This window comes from Candidatus Syntrophosphaera sp. (assembly GCA_019429425.1).
Lineage (GTDB): Bacteria > Cloacimonadota > Cloacimonadia > Cloacimonadales > Cloacimonadaceae > Syntrophosphaera.
The window spans coordinates 1-21,325 of the sequence record JAHYIU010000023.1; the positions used below are offsets into that span (position 1 = coordinate 1).

17 protein-coding genes are annotated in these 21,325 nt (G+C 51.0%); all 17 read right to left on the bottom strand.

Annotation, left to right across the window (positions count from 1 at the left end; genetic code table 11):
* Nucleotides 1-1,249, bottom strand: a 1,249-nt coding sequence (locus tag K0B87_03835) for an IS256 family transposase (protein ID MBW6513870.1), incomplete at its 3' end; no start/stop codon positions are given.
* Between the two features lie 347 nt (nt 1,250-1,596).
* Nucleotides 1,597-2,424: a hypothetical protein gene (locus K0B87_03840; protein ID MBW6513871.1), complete on the bottom strand. Its 828-nt coding sequence runs from the start codon at nt 2,422-2,424 to the stop codon at nt 1,597-1,599.
* A 165-nt stretch (nt 2,425-2,589) separates the two neighbouring features.
* A complete protein-coding gene (locus K0B87_03845) occupies nt 2,590-3,372 on the bottom strand; it encodes a hypothetical protein (GenBank protein MBW6513872.1) in 783 nt (260 codons plus the stop codon).
* A 12-nt stretch (nt 3,373-3,384) separates the two neighbouring features.
* Nucleotides 3,385-4,980: a VCBS repeat-containing protein gene (locus K0B87_03850; protein MBW6513873.1), complete on the bottom strand. Its 1,596-nt coding sequence runs from the start codon at nt 4,978-4,980 to the stop codon at nt 3,385-3,387.
* A 12-nt stretch (nt 4,981-4,992) separates the two neighbouring features.
* Nucleotides 4,993-5,256, bottom strand: coding sequence for a hypothetical protein (locus K0B87_03855; GenBank protein MBW6513874.1), 264 nt, complete (start codon nt 5,254-5,256; stop codon nt 4,993-4,995).
* 10 nt (nt 5,257-5,266) lie between these two features.
* Nucleotides 5,267-6,865, bottom strand: coding sequence for an FG-GAP repeat protein (locus K0B87_03860; protein MBW6513875.1), 1,599 nt, complete (start codon nt 6,863-6,865; stop codon nt 5,267-5,269).
* A 219-nt stretch (nt 6,866-7,084) separates the two neighbouring features.
* Entirely contained in the window at nt 7,085-7,729 is a 645-nt protein-coding gene (locus K0B87_03865; GenBank protein MBW6513876.1) for a hypothetical protein, read from the bottom strand.
* Nucleotides 7,726-8,442: an ATP-binding protein gene (locus K0B87_03870; protein MBW6513877.1), complete on the bottom strand. Its 717-nt coding sequence runs from the start codon at nt 8,440-8,442 to the stop codon at nt 7,726-7,728. Before K0B87_03870 ends, K0B87_03865 begins: the two co-directional genes overlap by 4 nt.
* 12 nt (nt 8,443-8,454) lie before the next feature.
* Nucleotides 8,455-10,566: a Mu transposase C-terminal domain-containing protein gene (locus K0B87_03875; protein MBW6513878.1), complete on the bottom strand. Its 2,112-nt coding sequence runs from the start codon at nt 10,564-10,566 to the stop codon at nt 8,455-8,457.
* A gap of 732 nt (nt 10,567-11,298) precedes the next feature.
* The gene (locus tag K0B87_03880) at nt 11,299-13,449 is read right to left on the bottom strand and encodes a hypothetical protein (GenBank protein ID MBW6513879.1); all 2,151 of its coding nucleotides are present in this window, start codon (nt 13,447-13,449) and stop codon (nt 11,299-11,301) included.
* A gap of 99 nt (nt 13,450-13,548) precedes the next feature.
* A complete protein-coding gene (locus K0B87_03885; protein MBW6513880.1) occupies nt 13,549-14,334 on the bottom strand; it encodes an N-formylglutamate amidohydrolase in 786 nt (261 codons plus the stop codon).
* 7 nt (nt 14,335-14,341) lie between these two features.
* Nucleotides 14,342-15,199, bottom strand: coding sequence for a glycine--tRNA ligase subunit alpha (locus K0B87_03890; protein MBW6513881.1), 858 nt, complete (start codon nt 15,197-15,199; stop codon nt 14,342-14,344).
* Nucleotides 15,196-15,570: a MerR family transcriptional regulator gene (locus K0B87_03895; GenBank protein ID MBW6513882.1), complete on the bottom strand. Its 375-nt coding sequence runs from the start codon at nt 15,568-15,570 to the stop codon at nt 15,196-15,198. Before K0B87_03895 ends, K0B87_03890 begins: the two co-directional genes overlap by 4 nt.
* Nucleotides 15,567-17,144 (bottom strand): apolipoprotein N-acyltransferase, encoded by a 1,578-nt coding sequence (lnt, locus tag K0B87_03900; protein ID MBW6513883.1) that lies wholly within the window; start codon nt 17,142-17,144, stop codon nt 15,567-15,569. The genes K0B87_03895 and lnt overlap by 4 nt, the downstream gene beginning before the upstream one ends.
* A complete protein-coding gene (locus K0B87_03905) occupies nt 17,131-17,943 on the bottom strand; it encodes a hypothetical protein (protein MBW6513884.1) in 813 nt (270 codons plus the stop codon). The genes lnt and K0B87_03905 overlap by 14 nt, the downstream gene beginning before the upstream one ends.
* An 8-nt stretch (nt 17,944-17,951) precedes the next feature.
* A complete protein-coding gene (gene recJ / locus K0B87_03910; GenBank protein MBW6513885.1) occupies nt 17,952-19,667 on the bottom strand; it encodes a single-stranded-DNA-specific exonuclease RecJ in 1,716 nt (571 codons plus the stop codon).
* A 436-nt stretch (nt 19,668-20,103) separates the two neighbouring features.
* Nucleotides 20,104-21,183: an aminotransferase class I/II-fold pyridoxal phosphate-dependent enzyme gene (locus K0B87_03915; protein ID MBW6513886.1), complete on the bottom strand. Its 1,080-nt coding sequence runs from the start codon at nt 21,181-21,183 to the stop codon at nt 20,104-20,106.
* Nucleotides 21,184-21,325 lie beyond the last annotated feature (142 nt).

Here is a 21,325-nt window from a genome sequence, read left to right on the forward strand (position 1 = left end):
AGCCGACGGAGCAGGGCTCCAGCCCGTCGCGCGGCGACTCGACCGGTATGGGTCTTTTCTGTAGTTCCCTGATCTTTTCCAAGGGCTCGGACAGATAGATCCTGCCACTGGTCCAATCTTCCGAATAACCCTGCAGAATAGCCCCCAGAAGGCGCATGCAGCTCTTTTCGTCGGGAAAGATCCGGATGCTCTTTTCCCTGCGCCGGAGCTCTTCATTGAGCCTTTCAAGCGGGTTGGTGGACTTTATCCTGCTCCAGTGGCCGGCGGGGAAATCCAGATACACGGAAATCTCATGATAAGTGTCGTCCAGCCAGTTCCCAAGCTTTTCTTTGCCCTTGGCTTCGACCACGCCGCACAAGTTCCTCCAGGCAAGTTCAAACGATTCCCTCGTTCTTGATCCCACCAGGTCTTTCAAGAGCGGCAGCAACCATAATAGATCGGTCTTTGACACCTTGCTCTGGGCATTGCGCATCCAGTGGACGATGCAGCGTTGCCTGAGCTGGCCGGGAAAACACTCTTCTATCGATTTGATCAGGCCGTCATGCTCATCGCTGATCCAGAGCTCGCTACGCTCCAAACCACGCTCTTTGAGGCTTTGCAGGAAGTCCTTCCAGTTGTAGTAACTTTCACGGTTACCCAAGTGAAGACCCAAAACATCACGATGGCCGTCTTCCTTCAACCCAATGGCAATCAATACCGCCGTCGGTCGCACACCCTTCTCTGTCCGGATCTTGGTGTAGATCGCGTCAAGCCAGATATAGGCATACCGATTGTCCAACTCCCTGTTCCTCCAAACCTCCACTTCCGCGTCGATCTGCTTCGCGCAACGGCTTACAAAGCTGCGATCAATGTTTGAAAGCCCCAGATCAACGAACAGCTGATTCATCCTGCGGGTTGAGACACCGGCAAAATAGGCCTCGCTGATGATGCTGATCAAGGCCCGGTCCACCCTCTGATATTGCTCCAGGATAGAGGGATAGAAACTGCCGTTCCTGAGCTTGGGAATGTTTACGCTTATAGGCCCCAATCCGGTGCTGAGAGGCTCTTTGCGCTCTCGATAGCCGTTGCGGTAGTTGGTTCTGCTCTCCACGCGCTGATAAGGCTTTGCTCCCAGGATTGTGCTGAGCTCAGCTTCAATGATCCTCTGGATACTGTTTTCAAGCACTTTTACAAAATCTCCCGGTATTATCGACCGAAATAACTTGACCAATTCCGCCTGTTCATCTTTCTTTCGCTTCGGTTGAGTCATGATCGTCTCCTTGTCTTTTAGTTTCGATTAACCATTAAAACAAAGAGCGGGATCTGGCTCAACCTTTTTCTTCATCTGGCGTTACCTATTTTACACCAACCTTTGAGACACTACCTTGTTTAGATAAGCGCCACATTGAATGTATCCATTATCATACGGATCATCGTCCGCATCAATGATTTGTAGATCGTCTAACAACAGTGATTGTAAGTTAAATTCAGTGGGATTCGATCCAATTCTTAAACAATCGGCTCCCTGCCAATCTAGTTGTTGATCACTTATTATTGGTCCGATTTTTAGTATCTTCGCATTAGCTGACTGCAATGCGTAATAGTTAGAAGTTTTGATTATATTGGAACACCATCTGTAGAAGCTGAATAGTCTATATTAACAGGTGCATAATCATAATCGTCATTATCTTGATCAGCATAACTTTCTTTAATCCAAGAAGTTGTTTTATAATTTATAATACCATCAACTCCGTAACACAGTGGTAAATACTGAAGCATCGTCTGAGTTTGATAAGGTGGTCTCATCCATGATCTCCAATGAAATGGTTGTTCGTTTCTATCCCATTTTCCAAAAGACTGCACTATAAAAACATAGTTAATATCTGGGTGCGATTGACACTGCTCAGTGTAATAACGGTAGTTATCTAGCATCTTATCAAGTTTGACTTGAATACCAGTGTACGGATTTTCGGGGTTGTTCCAATCGACTTCTGCTCGAATAGGATAAATATCCACTGCAAGAAATTTAGGATTAGCAGCGTCAATAAAAGCTTTTGGATGCTGATAATAATCTTCAGCACCTTGAGGATTATCAACTTTCTTCTTATCACTCTTTCTATCGTATATAGCAGTAAACATACTTGGATTACCGAAAGAAATCATATTCTGCACAAGACGATAAGAATCAAACTGAGGTTGATTTGGTTCATCAAAGCTATATACTCTTGTAAGATTATCTTGAGTTGCAGCAATTTGTAAATCATCAAGGCGATTGTTGATTTTTGTCGCATTTTGTGTTTGATTTGCAATAAGATCCTGGTGGCAATTATCTTCGACTTCAATGTAGTCAAGTAGTAAATCTGAATTAGCATACCACCAAATTCTGGGGAATATGTTTGACAATACCCAACGTCCTCCTTGATACAGCAGCATATCTGCATTCATTAAGTCTTGTCTGCTGACACGGAGGCAGATGATTTTGTTATTAAAACCATCTGAGTTTAGTGAATCATAATCATATTGATTTATTATTGTTTCATTAGAATGTTCAACTGTAGCAATGTTAGTATGAGGAATAGGAACAAAATTTGACGAAATAGTGTTGTCAATCTAAGGACGACCGCAGATTTCAAACTGCAGCATATTGATAGGATGTGCAATATCTCTGTCGTATTCAGGAAGTCTGAATGCTACTTTAAAATCAAGATAATCATTATCTAACATATAATTGCTAATCGAATCAACGCCAGAATGATGAAAGAAAAATTCCTCATTTAAATACGTGAAAACATTATTAGCTGTGGGAAACCTGTATCTCAAATCGTTGATAGCATATCCTGCCTCATCCTCACTTCTATCGCAGAACCACACTTTGTCTCCAGAAGACGTACTACCTGGGATCTGGCTATTTGGTGATATCATGATGCCCACCCTATCAGAAGGAAGAGAGCAGTAGTAATATTTATCCTTTCTGTCTTGTTCTGGTACTGGGTCACCCATTGATGAGAACTCTGCTTCATACATTTGATAGTTGGATAAAGACATTCCGTATACACCTTCACGATCCGTATTTGTCGGACGAGGGTCCCACGATTTATCAATCAACATTGCATCTTGTTCGTGCAAATCAAAATTATACAACATAGCTGATAAATCTGGGTCAGGATTACTTACATTTGCAATTGCGCTATTATAACCACACTCTTTTAACTCAAAAAATACACCAGGTGAAGCTGCACCATATGGTAGATGAGTTCCATATCCCCAATAAAATTCTGATGCTCTCCAACCTGTATACCCGCCAATAATGAAATTATTCAGTTCAGCAAATTTGGCAAGCATATGTAATGATACAATCATTACCAGTGCCGTGATAATCATTTTTTTCAGCATTTGTCACTCCTTTTATTTTATAGTGAATTTATGGGTGATTAATCTTTTGCTTCCATCCAGGACGGCAATCAGGTATTCTCCAGCGGGACACTTTTTAAGTGTATGAGTCCAGATTTTCCTGCGAATATCTGATCCGGGTATCTTATAGCTATCTATTATCTGTCCTTTGATATTATAAAGAACTGCTTTCAGGTTTCCATTTGTTTTGCTGTAGCCTGCTCCCTGAAAGCAGATATTTAATGTAACGTTACCCTTGGGAATGGGATTAGGGTAAACCGTTATCCCCCAAAGATCATTGTCTTGTGCCGGATTGATATAATCGTCATTGGCAACAGTCGTGTCCTCAAGCTGTGCATTTCCAGCAAAAACAAACACCTTACCGGGCGTAGTTATTTCTCCCGCTTGATGCCAAGGTTGTGATATTGCAACATCACAGTAACCGTCATTATTGAAATCCCCGGTGGCTTTGGCAAAACCAAATTGCTCGAAAACACCGGGTTGTGCCGGAATAACTAAATCTACTGTTCCGTTAAAACTACTTCCCCCTAACCAAATCCAGGATATCCCTGTATCAAAATGATATCCTCGACTGGCGCCAACTATATCCTCATATCCATCATTATTGAAGTCTCCATGAGATACTATTTCACCCTTTGTTGTATATACACTTTCTGTTAATAAGACATCCCATTGCGTAGTTATGTCAGGACCACCAAACCAGACCTTGGCATTTTCATAGATAAAGCTGGTAAAATCATCAATTCCATCACCATTCACATCTCCCAGGGCAGCAGCATAATCCTGAACATAACTATTTGTGTTGGGACAGATAACTACACTGTCCAGCTCAGGAAAAGTATAACTTCCAAAGTGAACACTCAACCTGTTTTGCGACCAATCCGTACTGACAAGTGGATATTTAATATGGTAATCTGAAACCCCGTCTCCATTGACATCACCAATTCCGCTTATCATTATCGCTTCATGAGAGTTAATATTATATAGTTCTCCCATTGTAAAACTGCCACCTAAGATAACCTTTACTTGTTGATCAAAATCATAACCCATTATCAGACCAATATCATCATATCCATCAGCATTTATATCGCCTATCCATCTTAGTTTAATCCCGCATGGGTAAGGAAATTGAAACATAACATCAGGTGTTTCGACAGGTTGTTGGCGTCCAAAAAATATCATAGCTTTCCTGCTAGATCCGGACTTAGCTGTAACTGCCAAGTCTTCAATGCCATCGTTATTCACATCCCCGGCATTGATTATTTCGCAATAACCGTAATTCAGAAGCAAATCTGCTGAGCCAAAGATAGAGAAGTCAGGAATTGTATCAAAATCTACCCCACCCCAATATAGATTGATCCTACCATATCTTTGTAAAGGGTCATAGCTCCCGGTTGGGTTCCAGTTTGATTCCTGGATAGCCAGATCTTTAATGCCATCTCCATTGAAATCCAGGCTTGCCAGACCAACTCCCAACAGAGCACCATAGAAATCGCCAGTTATTGTTGCTATCAAATCCATATGATTTTGAGCATGTAGAATAGCACTACAAAATGTTAATGTCAGCAGAAGCAGGCATGCTTTTTTCATGATAACCTCCTTTTATTCTTGAGTCAAGTGTTCCAATACTGGCTGCAACTTTAAGAAATCATTATGATAATCATGATTAGACATGGAAAATACAACCGTATTGTAATTTGTGTTGTGCAAATATTGGGCTAAATCCATGAAATTTTGATCGTAATCATTACCAGCATACCTTAACTGGTATTGACTGAATGTACCTATTAGAAAGTCGGGCGCCTTGGCCGCCATGATTAAGACGGCTAAGCCCAGGATAATGGATAATAGCATGAAACGTTTCATGGGTTCCTCCTCATTTGATCATGCTAATTTTGGCTGATATTACCAAGTTTCCCAGCTTGACCCGGCAGATGTACACGCCGGAAGCCAGGTCCCGCAGTTGAAGGCTCTTGTGGAATGTGCCGCCTGTGAACTTATCGCCCTCGCTTAAGTACACACGGCGGCCCCTGATATCGAAGATCTCGATCTTTAGGGTTTGATTGGGTTTGCTGTCACAGCCCCTGATGGTCAGATCGATTGTCCCATCCCTTCCGACCGGATTGGGGCTGAGCCTGAGGCTGAAATGGTCTTCCCCTCCCGGCGCGGTGGGATCATCGTTGGCGGTCATTTCCGAGTGGCCTCCGAAGATAAACACGCGTCCGGGCTCCGGCCAGTAACTGTCAAATTCGGGCGCGGAAATGGCGATGTCGCAGAAACCGTCCGCGTTATAATCCCCGGTGGCTACACTATAGCCGAATTTATCGTAGATATTGTAATACACACTCCAATCGTCAAATCCGTTCATCGGATCGCCGCCCAGCCAGACCGCCATCCTGCGCAAATAATAAGTAGCGCAGACCACATCGTCGTAGCCGTCATTGTTGAAGTCGCCGTAGCCCACTCCTTCCATTCTTTGCTCCACATAGTCGGGCCGCAACTCCACCGACGGGGTGTTGGGATCTATGGCTTCCGACCCGTACCATAATCTGATCCTTCCACTTGTGTAATCACTATAGCCCAGGAAATCAGCGTAACCATCAGCGTTCAGGTCTCCCAGGGGTTCGCATATCCTGGTGGAGCCGCTGGAGGAATTCCGCAGAATCAGGTGCTCAGTGAAGGACCGGTCCGGGTTTCCGTTAAAAAGCCTGATCACATCGTATTCTGTCGAACCTGTCCCGCCTCGCCTGTATCCTATGGCAAAATCGTCATAACCGTCATTGTCAATGTCCCCTATGCCGTTTATTCCAGTGGCATACGACAAGATATTATCGTTCCCAAAGACAAACTGGCGTTCGAAGGAACCGCCCCAGAAGATGCCGTATGAACGTCCATTGTGGCCGACATAATCGATGTAATAAACCCCAATGTCGCCATATCCGTCGCCGTCAACATCGCCAAGCTTGAACATTTGGCCAAAATGCTCACCAGGTGGCGGAATCTCGATGCGATCCGGCGCGGAAAGGTCGTCCGTGTTTCCATAATAAAACATAAACCTTATACTATCGCTGACATAGGGTGTAAAATCCTCAATCATCAGATCGTCGAAACCGTCCCCGTTCACGTCGCCTACATTCTCTATGCTGTTAATCACCCTGCTCGTGCCGTTGGGATAATCGCCTTCCAAAGTCACGGCGGGCGGAGTGTTTGAATTGAAGCCAGGTCCTCCGTAGTAGATATAGACTTTACCTCTGGAGGGTGTGCTAGGGTACTCCCAGCCATAACCGGCAGAAAAAATGGCAAGATCGTCATAACCGTCATGGTTAAAATCCAGTGTTATAACCGACCAACCAAAACAAGCGCCGTTGTGTTCCCCCACCAATTCGGCGATGATCGGCATGTCGCGCTGCCCGAACAGGGCAACAGCGAATAGCATTGCCGCAAAAAGCGCCGCCAGTTTTTTACTCGTGCTCATGGCCACCTCCTGAAAAGAGGGTTATAACGGGGCGGGAAAGTGTGACAATCAAGCTGGAGCCGTGAATCTCGCGCCCCGTGCTCATCAATCTTCCAATGATTGTATGCTTACTGTGTAAGTTTTATTCTGCCCATATGCTTGTCAAGGATTATTTTCGAACCTTTTACCTAATGTCCAAGAATAATATTCTGGTCGTGTTTATGGTGGCTTGTGTTTAGTTTAGTTAGGCAAAGATGTTTGAGACTTGCAGTGATTATTTAGAAACAACGTTGTAGCTTGAACATTACTATCGAATGCTTCCATCTCCTTTTCCAGCGTTTCCGGGCCTTCCACTTTGAGATTCCAGTCATCCATGTCATCTTGCAGCTTCTGTTGTTTACGTAATTCAGCGCAGTGGGCAATCAGTTCCTTGAGGATGCCACGCTTGATCTTGATGCCGACCTTGCCGACGTCCTTCTTGGTTAACACGCAGTAACCGTATTGGTTAACGCCTATCACTCCCACCGAAGCCAGGGCCTCCAGATAGACGAAGACCCACTGACGGCTTCTCCCGAAGGCTTCGGCGATACTTCTGATCGATGAGTAGCTGCCCTGCTCGATGAGGTTGATCAAGGCCAGAGCTGCCTGGGGATCGAAGTGCCAGTTAGGACGTATCTGTTTGTCCACATTGGTGTTGAAGCGATTGCTGCGGGCATAGATGGGCTCCCGCTTGCTGGCTAACTTGATGGTCTTGTTCTCAAGCAGTTCGGTAATGATAGGCTCAACTTCCTTGATCTCCAGTCCCGTCATATTGGCGATCAGAGCCGCATCGAAGGGCTTGTTGTACTGGTTTACGAAGTTCAATACCAGGTCTCTGGCGGTCATAGATCTCTCCCCAGGTCGAGGTCGGCGATGGAGAGTTGGGGATTGGTGGCCTTGGCCCGCTCGATGATGTACATGATCTTCACAGCTTTACGGAGATTGCCTTCGCAGTTGAAGTCGATCTTGTTCACTACCGACTCATCCACAGGTATCTCCATCACTTCCTTGGCGATCTTGCGGATATCGTCCTTGCCCACTTTCTTGAACTCGTAGAAGTAGTTGCAGCGGTCGAAGTAGTGGCGGTTGATGGCGGCTAACTTGTTCCTGGCATCCTGCATCCCGACCAGGACCATTATGGTCAGGGTGACGTCCACGATGTCCCGGATGGCACCTAAGAGGCGGTCATGCTTGAAGGCATAGTCGATCTCATCGATCACGATCACCGTCTCCGGATTGTCATCCAGAAGCTTCAGGCAGTACTTGAAGAGGTTATTGCTAGTGCCACTGGGGATGAACTCACCCAATTCGAAGCGGCGGTAGAGTGCGGTTAATAGATCAACCGCGAAGGACTTGGGAGTGGTGGTAGATTCCAGCCGCATATAGATGTAGCATCGCATGAAAGCGATGCGACTGGCATAGGTGGTTTTGCCCAGGCCGGGCTTGCCGTAGATCAGTCCCAAGCCTACCATCTCGGTCTTTGGGCGGTTCATCAGGAACTGGATGCAGGCATCAGCCCTGATAACGTTCTTGATTTGCACGAGCTTGTTAGGTTTCATTTATCCTCCTTATTAGATTATGCCGGTTTTTTTCAGCATACTGTAGAAGCTCTCGTCATCATCATCGTCCTGCTCCTCTGGCTCAGGATCGGCTGATGAAGTGTCTGATGAAGTGTCTATTTCGTTATGCTTTGAATCTAGTTGAGTGGCTCCGTAGTTCTGTTCTTCCGGAGCTATGAACTCCAATTCTGGCAGGTCCTTAACCAGTTCCTGCTCCATCTTTTCGATGCGGTCTTGAGCCTCAGGTTTTGGTGCGGTGATCATGCCGCCTTGTTGAAAGGTGGGATTGGGTCCGCTCAGGCTTTCCCGCACATAAGGTTCGAGGAGATTATCCACTGCCTCTTGATTATGCAGTACGAAGTCTCTGGCATGCTGTTCGGTTAAGCGTTGCAGCTTCTTGATCTGCGTGTATTCCTTCTTGAGGGACTGATGCGAGATCGGGTTGTTCTTATCGATGTGGATGAAAGGATGCTGGCTGCGTCTTAGCTCTGCCTGGCAGATGAAATTATCTTTCATATCATAGACCAGTATCCACCTGGCTTCGGCATAGTCGTATCTGATGATCACCGGCTTGCCGATATTGTCCATCAAGGCGATGTGCCAGTAGAGCAGCTTGTTGAATACTATACCATCGTTTCTAACTGACTTGCGCTCGGTAGCCAGCATCATGAAGTTCAGCTTATCCGGCCTGAGCATCCGCTCTTCCGGCACCAGTGCGGAACTGAATACCTGCCAAGGTGTTTTGCCTTCCAGTCCGCCATGCTCGGTCTCGCCATAGATGTGCCTGATATAGAAGCCGATCATCTGCATCGCATCCTGGATAGTGGGAGCCTCACGCTTGTATAAGGCTTTTGCCCACTTCTCATTACGCATCAGGGTCGAGGGCTTGTTGGCTACGTTAGCTCCCCGGAAGCTGCTGATGAAGCGTTCGAATTGCTCCTGGAAGGTCCTGAAGAACCGCTCGATCACTTTGGCCTTGGCATTGTAGCTCTCCGCGAAGTGGGCTTCGATGCCAAGTTTAGGGAAGATACCACCCAATTCAAGCTCCAGATCATGGCCTTCCCAGGACTCGTGGAATAGTTTAGATCTGAAGGCTTTGCCATTATCGAGATAGACTGCCTCGGGCACGAAGGCGAAGGGTGGTCGGGTTTGCACCGCATTGCCCTCGGCATCGGTCTGCAGATACCAGTGTGAAGTATTGAGGAAGGCATTGCGGAAGGCAGTCTGGATATGCTGGCTGTCTTCCGTAAAGGCGAGTGAGGCACCCACCGGATATCTGGAGGCCCAGTCAAAGACCATGATCATGGTCATGCGTTGGGCTTTACCGGTATGGGGATTGAGGATATCAAAGGCCAGGGTATGTCCATCAGCCACCCATACCTGTCCAACATGGAGCAGTCGGGAATCCCGATGGATGGTCTTGACGATGTGCTCCACCACGTATTTGCTGCCCTTCCGGGTTTGCTCCCAAGTTGCAATATGGTTCTCCATCCACTCATTGCACCATCTTCTTAAGGTAGGCTTGCTGGTAGGTGACTCATAGTAACCTAAGCGGGCTTGAGCTTTCAGCATGTTGATCGCAGAACCGATGGTGATCTGGTTGGGATGCAGCAGGATGCTGAGTAGGACATTGGCCTCGGTCTCGGTTACTTTACGTTTGTGGTTCAGGTTCTTGCCCTTATGGAGCAGAGCGAACATGTCCTGATTGGATTTGATGTACTGGTCGATCCAGAGACGCAGAGCCCGTTCTTTACGTTCACCTCTGAGCTTGAATAGCTCTGGCGCTAAAGAGCCATTATTGTATTCCTCCACTATCAGCTTCCACTCCTCGACCTTGGAGTGGCATAAAGCCAGTCTCTTGATCACGAGATTACAGAAGTAACCGAGTAGCTTGGCCTCTTTGTCATGCTTTAGCGGTAGTTTCTCACGAGGCGCGAAATCGATGTATGAAGGGCAACTGGATTCAACTTGGAGTGCTTGATTTTGAGGTAATATACCAACATCTTCATTGATCAGAACGTTCGTTCTAAATCTAACCAGAGCGGGGTCGGAATCTGGGGGCACTTTGACACTCAATCTGCTGTTTTGAGTACCATGATGCTCAAATCCATTACTGACGAGCATTTGAGGCGTGTTTCTTTGATATCTGACCACATTCCAATCTGTCAAAGTGCCTGGTAAACTTTGGGGCTCTTTGACAGTAATCTTGCCATTTTTAGTGTCAAAGTGCTCGAGGTGTCAAAGTGCTCATCCTTGACCACCATCTTCCCAGGCTCGTAACTGGTCGCTTTCATAAGCGCCTCCATGATGTATTTATTGGGTGCTACTCTACTGCAGGGCAATAACTTGGGAAGTACTTTCCACTGTTTTTTGGGGATTTCAGCATAAATCTTCAGGCAATATTGTATCTCTAATATATCACCTAAAAAAAGCCAAGGATACAACCATGTAAATTCAAAACTGCACTAAGCCAATAAGCCCTCAATATCGGCTCATTTATTTGCCATCAATAGAGATAACCATGTTTTCCCCAGATAAGACTTGTGAACCAGTCTTTTGTACCCGGTTCAGACCGAGAGTTATTTACTGATGCGGGTAAACGCACTACTGGCGCAGCGTAATAAATGAGCTAATAGTTTTATCAAATTCGATGGTCTGAAAATACCCTGAAAGCAGTCCAAATTTGCAAAAAGCGTGATACTGAAACGTCCAAAAACGTCCAAAGAGCACTTTGACACAGTTTAAAGCCAGTCCTATTCATCTCACAATCCGATAAACAGTTACGGGCACTTTGACAGGTGAAACCCATTTGCAAGTTTGGGTGAGACTTTATAGCGAGGCTGCGGGAGCAATTCGTCATTCACATTTCAGAGTGCGGCACCAAACTGAGCTTCTTCCTGAATCTAGACGCCAGAGATACACTCCATTGGGCAGATCGTCCAGGCCTCGGGAAGCCAGGTCCAGCGTGAGTTCGTGGCCTGCCGGGATATTCCAATCCGCGATCTTTTGCCCGCGCAGGTTAAACAGGCCGATCCGGGTTTCGCCGCGCTCCGGCCAGCCATCAAAGCTGATCTGGCTTGCAAAGGGATTGGGCCAGGCGCGAAGGAGGGCGGAAGGAGGAGGGGCCATGGGATCCAGGATCAGAGAAGCTCCGTGCTCAAAAACGCTGACCCCGGCGCCGATCCAGATCTGGTCGTTGGGCGCCACCAGCAGATAGTCGCAGCGGTTGCTTGCGATGCCGGAATTACTGGAGTTCCACACCGTCCAAACGCCCTGGGCATAATGCACCAGACCGGCGGAATGGGTGCCAATCAGCAGGTGCCCGTTGCTGTCGAACGTGATGGAGTCGATCTCATTGCCGGGCAGGCCGGAGTTGGAGGTGTTATAAACCTGCCAGCTTGAGCCATCGAAGCTCGCCAGACCGTTGTTGGTGCCGATCCAGGCGACCCCGTCCCGCACTTCGATGGTTTTGACCAGGATGGAGGGCAGTCCGGAATTGGAGGTGTCGTAAAAGCTCCAGCCATCGCCATCCAGGACTGCCAGCCCACCCAGTTGGTTGGGTTGATAGAAGCAACCGATCCAGGCCCTGCCTTCCGTGTCCACGGTCAGGGCGGTAACCTGGTTGGTCGGGAGCGGCGAATTGTCTGTGTTGTAGAGGGTCCAGGCGACGCCATCGAAACAGACCACTCCGTTGTAGGGCAGGCCAAGCCAGACCCGGCCCTGGGGATCTATCTCAATGTCACCAATCCCGTTGGAGGGGAGAGCTGAGTTAGAGACATTGTAATTGATGAACTGGCTGCCGTCGAAACAGAACAGGCCATGGTATTGGGAGGCGATCCAGAGCCGGCCCTGGAAGTCGAACTCGAGGTCCATCAGATATTCGGCGCCGGCGGAAAGGTCGAAGTGGCCCCAGTTCTCTCCATCAAAGAAGTCCAGGCCGTGCCCGGTGGCAAACCACATGGTTCCGTCGGCTGCCTGGACCTGATTGGTGACGCGTGAACTGGACAGGCCGCTGTTGGATAGCTGCAGCAGCTGCATGCCCTGATCGCCGATCCGGAGCAGGCCTTCCAGGAATCCCACCCAGACAGGCCCGGCGGGATCAGCGGCCAGGTTGTAAAAGTGGTTTGAGGGTATCGAGGAATTGGCAGGAGTGAAGGCATGCCAGGATATGCCGTCAAAGCAGTCCAGTCCTTGCAGATGGCTGGCCCAGAGCCTGCCCTGGATATCGAAAGCAAGGTGGGAAATGTAATCGCTGGCCATGCCGCTGTTATCTGTGTTGAAATTGGTCCAGTAAGAACCGTCATGATACCAGATCCCGCCGCCGGCAGTTCCCACCCACAAACGGTTCGCGGCGTCGAAGGCGATCTCGGAGATGCCGCGGACTGTGACCGGGGAAAAGGCTGGGCTGAAGACCGTGAAGGCAGCCCCATCATAATACATCAAGGCTCCGGGCAGTAGTAACTCCCCGAAATTGTTCTCGTCGATATAGAAATAGTTGGTGCTGAACCAGACCCGCCCGTGCCCGTCCACGGATACGTTGCTGGCCTCGGGATAGGCGTGGTTGCTGAAGTTGGTGTACTGGGTGAAGACCGCGCCGTCGAAGCGGATCAGGCCTCCGCTGCCCGTGCCCAGCCAGATCGTCCCGTCAGGCGCGATGTCCATGCAGGTGAAACCCCAAAAAGGGCTGGCAAAGGTCTGCCAGCTGCTTCCGTCGTACTTGACCAGGCTGTTCATATAGCGGAGCCAGAGGTTGCCAGCCCCGTCAATGGCGATGCCACCGATCCCGTTGCCCGGCAGTCCGGAATTGGCGTGATTGAAATGCGTAAGTTCCAGGCTGCTCCGATCGATCCGGACCAGGCCACCGCTTGTCGCCACCCAGGCATAATTGCCTGAAAACATGACACCTTTGGCGTCCGGACCCCAGGTGTAGTTCGTCCAGCCGTGATACTGGGCATACAGGCCGCACAGCAGGCCCCAACAGGCACAAAGCAAAACAAACCGGCGCAAGTTAAACCTCCCTGGAATCTGATTCTTTAGAGGCATCTACGCATGCAATAAATGTTCCCTATTTCTGGTAAAATACAAACATAGGGTAGTGTCTGGAGCTTACAGGAAAATGTGGTATGTGTCTGCCAGCCAGTCACGAACGGCAGCCAGGAACAGGGATTTCAGGCTGAAGAAAGCCTGATCGTCGATCTTTCCGCTCCATTCGTCCATCCAGGTTTTCTTGAATTCGATGGCGAGGCAGATGAGCCGGTCCAGATAGTTATCATTGAGCCAGCGGGAAAGGTGGCCGCCGCTGAATTTGATGTCCAGCCTGCAATCCAAAGCTTTGCCCAGCAAGGGTTGCCCATCCAGCAGATGTTGCAAAGCATCCGCCGCGGGGTGGTGCCTCTCCTTTAAATTGCTGCGGCCGATGATGATATCCGGATTCTGGATTTGGGGGTCGGGCTCGGCTTCAGGTCCGCCCCGGCGATGGTTGTAGGAATGCAGGTCCAGGACCACGAGGAAGGGATGGATCGCCAGCAGCCTTTCCACCTGATACTTGAGCAGTGAGTACCAGGAAGCGTAATCTTCCCTTAGTCTGCTTAACAGGGCATCCGGGACAGGCTGGGAGCGGACCGGCAGTCCCCAGCAGTCCTCAGGTTTCAGGTAGACCGCTTGTTCCGGCTTGCGGTTGAGGTCAACGGCAAAACGGGAGGTCTGTAAAACCACATGATTGGGAAACATCCCTGCGAAATCGCCAGTATGGGGATCTTCTTCGCGCAGGCGGTCCGCTTCGTTGATGCCACAGCTGGCGAGAAGTACCTGGGGCATCTGGTGGCCGTTGTGGATGGCTGTCGCGAGAACCGGGATGGTTTCATTGCTGAAACTCCACACAGAATGCAGCATTATTGACCTATCTCTTGTCCTCAGAAGCGTATTTTGCCAAATAGACCGCGGCCGTTTCTCTGGCCAGATTGCGGATCTTGCCGATGTAGGCAGCCCTTTCCGTGACGCTGATCACGCCGCGCGCGTCCAAAAGGTTGAAGGTGTGGGAGCAGCGGAGGAGGTTGTCGTAGGCTGGATAGACCAGCTTTTTGTCCAGCAGTTCCCGGCATTCCTTTTCGTAATCCTGAAAAAGGTCGAAAAGCAGGGCCGTATCCGCCGCCTTGAAGTTATAGTCCGAGTATTCCACCTCTTTGGCGAAGAACAGGTCGCCATAGGGTGTGGTGTCGTTCCAGCGCAGATTCCGGTAGTCGTCGACGTCTTGGATGTACATGGCCAGGCGTTCCAGCCCGTAGGTCAGTTCCACGCTTACAGGAAAGATGTCCGTGCCGGCAACTTGCTGGAAATAGGTGAATTGGCTGATTTCCATGCCGTCCAGCCAAACTTCCCAGCCCAGACCCCAAGCGCCCAGGGTCGGCGATTCCCAGTCGTCCTCGATGAAGCGGACGTCATGCTCGGCGATCTTTATCCCGATGGCCTCGAGGCTTTTCAGATAGAGGTCCTGGATGTCGTCCGGGCTTGGTTTGATGATCACCTGGAACTGGTAATAATGCTGAAGGCGGTTGGGATTTTCACCGTAGCGCCCGTCCTTGGGACGCCGGCAGGGCTGCGGATAGGCAATGGACACAGCTTTGGGGCCCAATGCGCCAAAGAAGGTGGCGGGATGGAAAGTGCCCGCGCCCATCTCTATGTCGTAGGGCTGCAGTAGGTTGCAGCCTTGCGAGGCCCAATACCTTTGCAGGGTGAGGATGATGTCCTGGAAGTTCATTTGCCTTTCCCAATCAGTTTGCGGCACTGTTTGCGGATGCTTTCCAATTGCCCGCGCAGTTCTTTGAGGGTCTCAAGCTGTTCCGTGGCAGTCATTTCCACCGCTTTGGCGACAGTCTGAGTCCCGTTCTTGGCCTGCCTGCGCTCTTCCTTGAGTTTCTGGCGCGCCCCCTCGATCGTGAAGCGCTGGTTGTGCAGCATATCCTGTATCTTCTTGAGCAACAGGATGTTCTCCTGGGAATACTTGCGGATCCGTCCTTCCTCCTTACGCGGCCGCAGGAAGCTGAATTCGCTCTCCCAATAGCGGATCACGTAAGGCTTTTCGCCCAGGATGTTGCTAACTTCCCCAATGGTGTAGAAGTACTTTTTCATAGTGGTCTCTCGTTTCTCCTAAAACAAGACAGCAGGGTCAGGCTCAGCGCAAGCCCTACCAGCAGAAGAGGATAGCGGTGGATCTTGCGGATGAGCGGGACCTTGGCTGTGGTGTAGATTGGAGCTGTGATGTTCTTTACCTCAAAAAGATCGGTCGATTCCAATATTTTCCCCCTGGGATCGACGATCATGGAGATGCCCGTGTTAGCGCTGCGGTAGATCTGGACGCGGTTCTCGACGGCGCGAAAACGCGCCATGGAGGCATGCAGCCAGGGACCGTAGGACGTGCCGAACCAGGCATCGTTGGTGATATTAACCAAATAGTCGCATTTCCGGAATTCCCCCGAATCCGGATCGCGCGGGATGGCCATCCTGTGGAACAGTTCCGGGAAGGCCAGTTCATAACAGATCGATGGCGAGAAGGTGAAGCCACCGCTTTCGTAATATTGGAGTTCGGTGCCAAACTCCCAATTGGCCTGGCCAAACTGCAGTTTCCACATGAAGGGAAGCTGGTCCAGCCAGAGCATGCGTTCAGCCACAGGCACCAGGATGTTCTTGTAGTAGATCTCGTGATAGAAATTATCAGGTTGGAAGAGCGAGGCGGCGTTATAATAGACCTCGCTGTTGATGTGTCCCACTGGCGCGGGCAGCACATCCGGGAAGCCGGTGAAAATGTCGACCCGCGTGGTGTCCAGGATCTCGCGCAGGTCTCTTTGAATCCCCGGCATGCGCATCATGTAGTTGGTCACCGCACCTTCAGGCCAGATCACGATCCGGGCTGAATCGGCCGCAGCCTGCAAAGTGAGCTCCTGGAAGAGGGCCAGGGATCTGTCGAACTGGTCGGGATCCCATTTCACATCCTGGTTTATAGAGGGTTGCATCACGAAGATGCCCGCGTCGTGCCCTTCCAGCGCGGTGTTGCGCAGGCTGTGATAGCCGTAGCCCAGCCAGACCGCCAGGATCAGAATGATCACCAGCCAGGACGCCACCCTTCTCGCCCTCAGAGGATGCAGGACATTTCCCGGGGATGACCTGCGGGCCATCAGCCATTTATGGCTGCTGGGCAGGATCTGGTGGAGCAGAACCCCGATGATCAGGATGAGGGCGGAAAGGCCCACTACTCCAACGCTATCTGCCAGTTGTACTAGGATGTTGTATTCGGCCAATGAATAGCCAAGATTAAACCAGGGGAAACGGGTTTGGCCAAAATTCTGGATGTATTCGAAGGTGATGATGAGCGCGATGAAGCCCGCATAGCGGAAGAACGGCAGGGTCCGGAAGATCCGGTTGATCGCCCAGAAAAAGAGATAATAGACAAAGGTGTAGAGGATCACCATGCCGATCAGACCAGGCACGGTGACCAGCGCGAACCAGTAGAACACGATGAGGATATACACCACCGAGGTGACGAAACCCATGCGCAGCAACTGGATGCGGGAATCCACCCCGCGTTCGAAGACGTGCAGATAGGGCAGCCAGGCGAAGAAGACCAGCCAGCCCAGATGCAGCGGCAGCCTGGAAAGCGCCAGCATCAGGGCGCCCAGGAAAGTGAGCAGCAGGTCATTGCGCCGCATCGTTGCTCCCGCCGTAGATCAGGCGCGTCATCTTGATCTCGAAATCCCGAGTTTCTGTTTGCACGGCCCCGTTGACGCTGATCGCCCGGGGTTGCCTGAAAGACCGGGATTCGTAAGTCTCAGGCTGGGATTGGATGGGATTGTCAAAATCATCGAAGGCCCAGAGACCTTCCCAGGTCCACTTGTGCTGGCCCAGCTGGTAGAAAACGTAGGTGCGGTCGCGTTCCCGGCTGTAAGCGTAGACGTAGTTGCGGCTGCAGGCCAGCCAGGACGGCAGTTCCAGTTCGAAGCGCCCGAAGCGGTAGAGTTCGGATGCGTCCAGGCGGGAAAAGGAAACTATCTCCGAACTGGCGGAATCATGGACGAAGAGAGTGCCGTCGCTACCCACGCAGAAAAGCTCCGGCTGCTGCAGGCCCTTGAGTTGCAGTTCGGCCATCAGCCTGCCCTCGGGCGAAAACTTGCGCAATAGCTTTTGCGCTGTGTCCAGAGCTAAAAGCCCGCCGTCCGTGTCCACCCCGATATCGGCCAGGCGCTGGAAATTCGTGCGTTCAAAGCCCAGTCCGCCGATACTGTTGACACGCCGCGCCCCCTGGTAGATGTGGATCTCCTGCGCGGACCTGAGAAGGGCGTAGACCATCTCGCCGCGGCTGTCGCTCACCGCTTTGTCATAATTGTGCTCCACGTTCAGAACCCGGATCAGTTCACGTCCCCGGATCTCCCGTGCGGGGCTGAACCTCGGATTCGCGCATCCGGCCATGAGCAGGAGCAGGATCGACAGGGCGGAAATTGCGGTCTTCACGGAGTTCCTCAGTGCAGATGGATGTCTCGCAGTTTGCCCTGGATGCTGGTCTTGTTGCCAAAACGATTGTATTCCAGGGTATAGGCGATGTCCAGCAGCGCGTTCTTTTTCAGCAGGGGCAGGTAATCGCCAAAGTTATAGCCGATCAGGTCCAGCACCACGCCGTCCTTCATCACCTTGAGCTTCAGGTGGTTGCGGCCGACCGTGTAGGGATAGTTGGTCACGCTGACGTCGCGGGTGATGAGCACGGGTCGGTTGTTGTCCGGCCCGAAGGGCGCGAAGCGCTCCATCCAGGTCATCAGGAAATCGCTGATGTCGTAAAGCTCCAGTTCATGGTCGATCTCCAGCGGAGGCTTGCTTTGCTGAAGCTGCAGATGCTCGGCCACATAGCGGGCCAGCTCATTCTCGAAGCGGTCGATGTATTCCTGCAGGATGGTGAAGCCGACGGCGTATTTGTGGCCGCCGTAGCTGTGCAGGTTGTGGCCGATCTGTTTGAGCGCGCCGAAGAGGTCAAAATCCTCCACGCTCCGTCCCGAACCGCAGCCAAAGCCTTCCTTGAAGGAGATCATGATCACGGGGCGATAGTATTTTTCCACCAGCTTGGATGCCACAATCCCGATCACGCCGGGGTGCCAATCGTCCGAAGAGATGACGATGCAGGGGGCCGTGCTGATGTCCTTGTATTTCTTGTCGATGATGTCGCAGGCCTCATGGAAGGTTTTCTGGTCCTCCTGTTGGCGCAGCGAGTTTTGCCGTTCGATGATCTCCGCCAGTTCGAGGCTTTTGGCTTTGTCCCGGGAAATGAGCAGTTCCACGGCCACAGAAGCGGAGCCCATCCTGCCGGCCGCGTTGATGCGCGGCGCAATGCCAAATACGATGTCCGAAGTGTCCAGGGTCTTGGAATTCATTCCCGAGATCTGAACCAAAGCGTTCAGGCCGAGGTTTTTCTTGGCGATCAGGTGCTGCAGGCCGATGGAGGCAAAGATGCGGTTCTCTCCTGTCAGAGGCACGATGTCCGCGATCGTTCCCACCGCCACCAGGTCCATGTATTTGAGGGTGTTTTCCTCGTTTTCGATGCCTTTGCGGCGGTAGATCGCCATCAGGAGCTTATAGGCCACACCGACTCCGGCCAGGTGGGGAAAGGGATAGGGACAGCCCTCGATCTTGGGATTGATGATGGCATAGGCCGCGGGAAGCTCTTCCTTGGGGTTGTGGTGGTCGGTGACGATGATCTCCATGCCCTGGGCATTGATCGCCTCGATCTCTTCCAGGGCGTTCACGCCGCAATCCACACTGATGATCAGCGAGGTGCCGATCTCCTTGATCTGGTCCAGGCTGCCCAGCGAAAGGCCGTAGCCATCGATCATCCTGTGGGGGATGTAGAAATCGATGTCGGCCCCCAGGCGCTGCAGCCCAAGATAGAGCAGGGTCGTGGCCGTGGTGCCGTCCACGTCGTAATCCCCATAGATGGTGATCCTCTCCTTGCTATCGATAGCCCGCAGGATGCGCTCCACCGCCTTTTCCATGTCCGGAAAGAGGAAGGGGTCATGCTGGAAATCCAGCCGGGGATGGAAGAATGCCTCGATCGCCTCTGGAGCCTGCAGGTTTTTCCGATACAGGAGTTCGGCAACCAGGCGAGGACACTTCAAGCTCGCGGATAGCGCTTTGATCTGGGTCTTTTCTTCAGGGGTTAGCTCCCCCGGCAGCAGCCATTTGCTCTGCATTGCGTCACCTTTTATCTTATATTTTATTGAATTACAAGAGGATAGAGTGGCATAGCTCAAGCACAGGGTTCAGAAAAGTCTCTCACATTGTCAGTTAGCTTCAACTTCTAACCATTCTGAGGCTAATTTGGATGGGCCTTGTATCTTGTAAAGCAAAATTTGTTATCATACCCACGCCTCCGGGGAAATATTTACCTCTTAGTGGCTTGGACCCAGAGTATCGATCAGAGCGGGAAAGGAGCTGTATCACTCCTGCCCAGGCCTTGGTTTATCCATATCTCGCTGCCTCTCCTTATCCTCCTAACCCTTTATTGGCAAGCATTTGAGAGCTTTGCCAATCACCTGCGCGGCCTACCTCGCTTTTTCCCCAAGACCTTGTAAAATCTATCCTTTCAGGCTGTGTTGAAATTTTTCCACAACTCTGCAAAAAAAATATTCAGGCTTGCTGCCTGTTGGTTAAAAATGTCTCCAATGCGGACATGAATGCCCGGTTATCTTCCTCGCAGCCAATGGTTAAGCGCAGACAGTCACGCAACAGGGGATGCGCCCTCACGTCGCGGACGGCCACCTCATGGTCCTTTAGATGCTCAAACAGCGCGGCCGTATCGTCTCCCACGGAGAAGGTGAGAAAGTTGGTGTGGGAGGGAAAAACCCTTACTCCGGGAAGTTCCTGGAGCCTCCCTTGCATGGAATCCCGCATGGAGATCACGTCCCGCACATGGGCTTGGAACAAAGTGGAGTTTTCCAGGATGGTGAGGGCGAAGGCCTGGTTCAGGATGCTGGTGTGAAAGGTGGTTAGGACCTTGCGCAGGCTGTGGATGTTTTCCTCCCGGGAAAGGGCATAGCCAAAGCGTAAACCCGCTCCGGAAAAAGCTTTGGAGAAAGAGCGGATGAGGATGAGGTTGGGATGCAGGTCCAGTTCGGAAGCGAAAGTGGCGCCCGAGAACTCGTGATAAGTCTCGTCGATCAGCACCAACTTGTCCGGCAGGGTTTCCACAATCAGGCTCAATTGCTCCGGAGAAAACAGGTTTCCCGTGGGGTTGTTGGGGTTGCAGAGGATCGCCAGGCGGCAGTCCGGATCCGAGGCCAGGCGCAGATATTCCCGGGTGTCGAAGCTGAGGTCCTCCTGCAGGTCCACAAACCTGATCTTCAGCCCCACCATGCCGCAGAAGGTCTTGTAATCGAAATAGGAGGGCGCCAGACTGACCGCGAACGCGTTATCGTCCCAACGCACGGCCAGGAAAATGTGGTAGAGCAAGTCGTCCGCGCCGTTGCCCCAGACGATACGGGCCTTGTCCAATCCGGCATAAGCGGCGAGCCGGGTGTGAAGCTCCTCTGTCACCGGGGAAAGATAGCGGTTGAGGCGGATGCTTTCCATCCTCTGCAAAAAATCTGCCTTGATCGCCTGATAGGGGTCCAGGCAGCTTTCGTTCAGGCACAGCATGTGTTTGCGGACCGGCACGTTGATCTCGGACGGCTGTTTACCGGCCAGGTCCGGGCGAAAATAATCCTTCATATCATCGGCTCCCTTGCATCTTTTTAGTTAAGCTATCAGGTTTCAGTGGCTCTGTCAAGCCCTTCCGCACCTCATTCCCAAACCTCACGCCCACAGAACGTTCGGCTTACACATCCCGTACTTTGTTCGGAGTGTGTAGGGC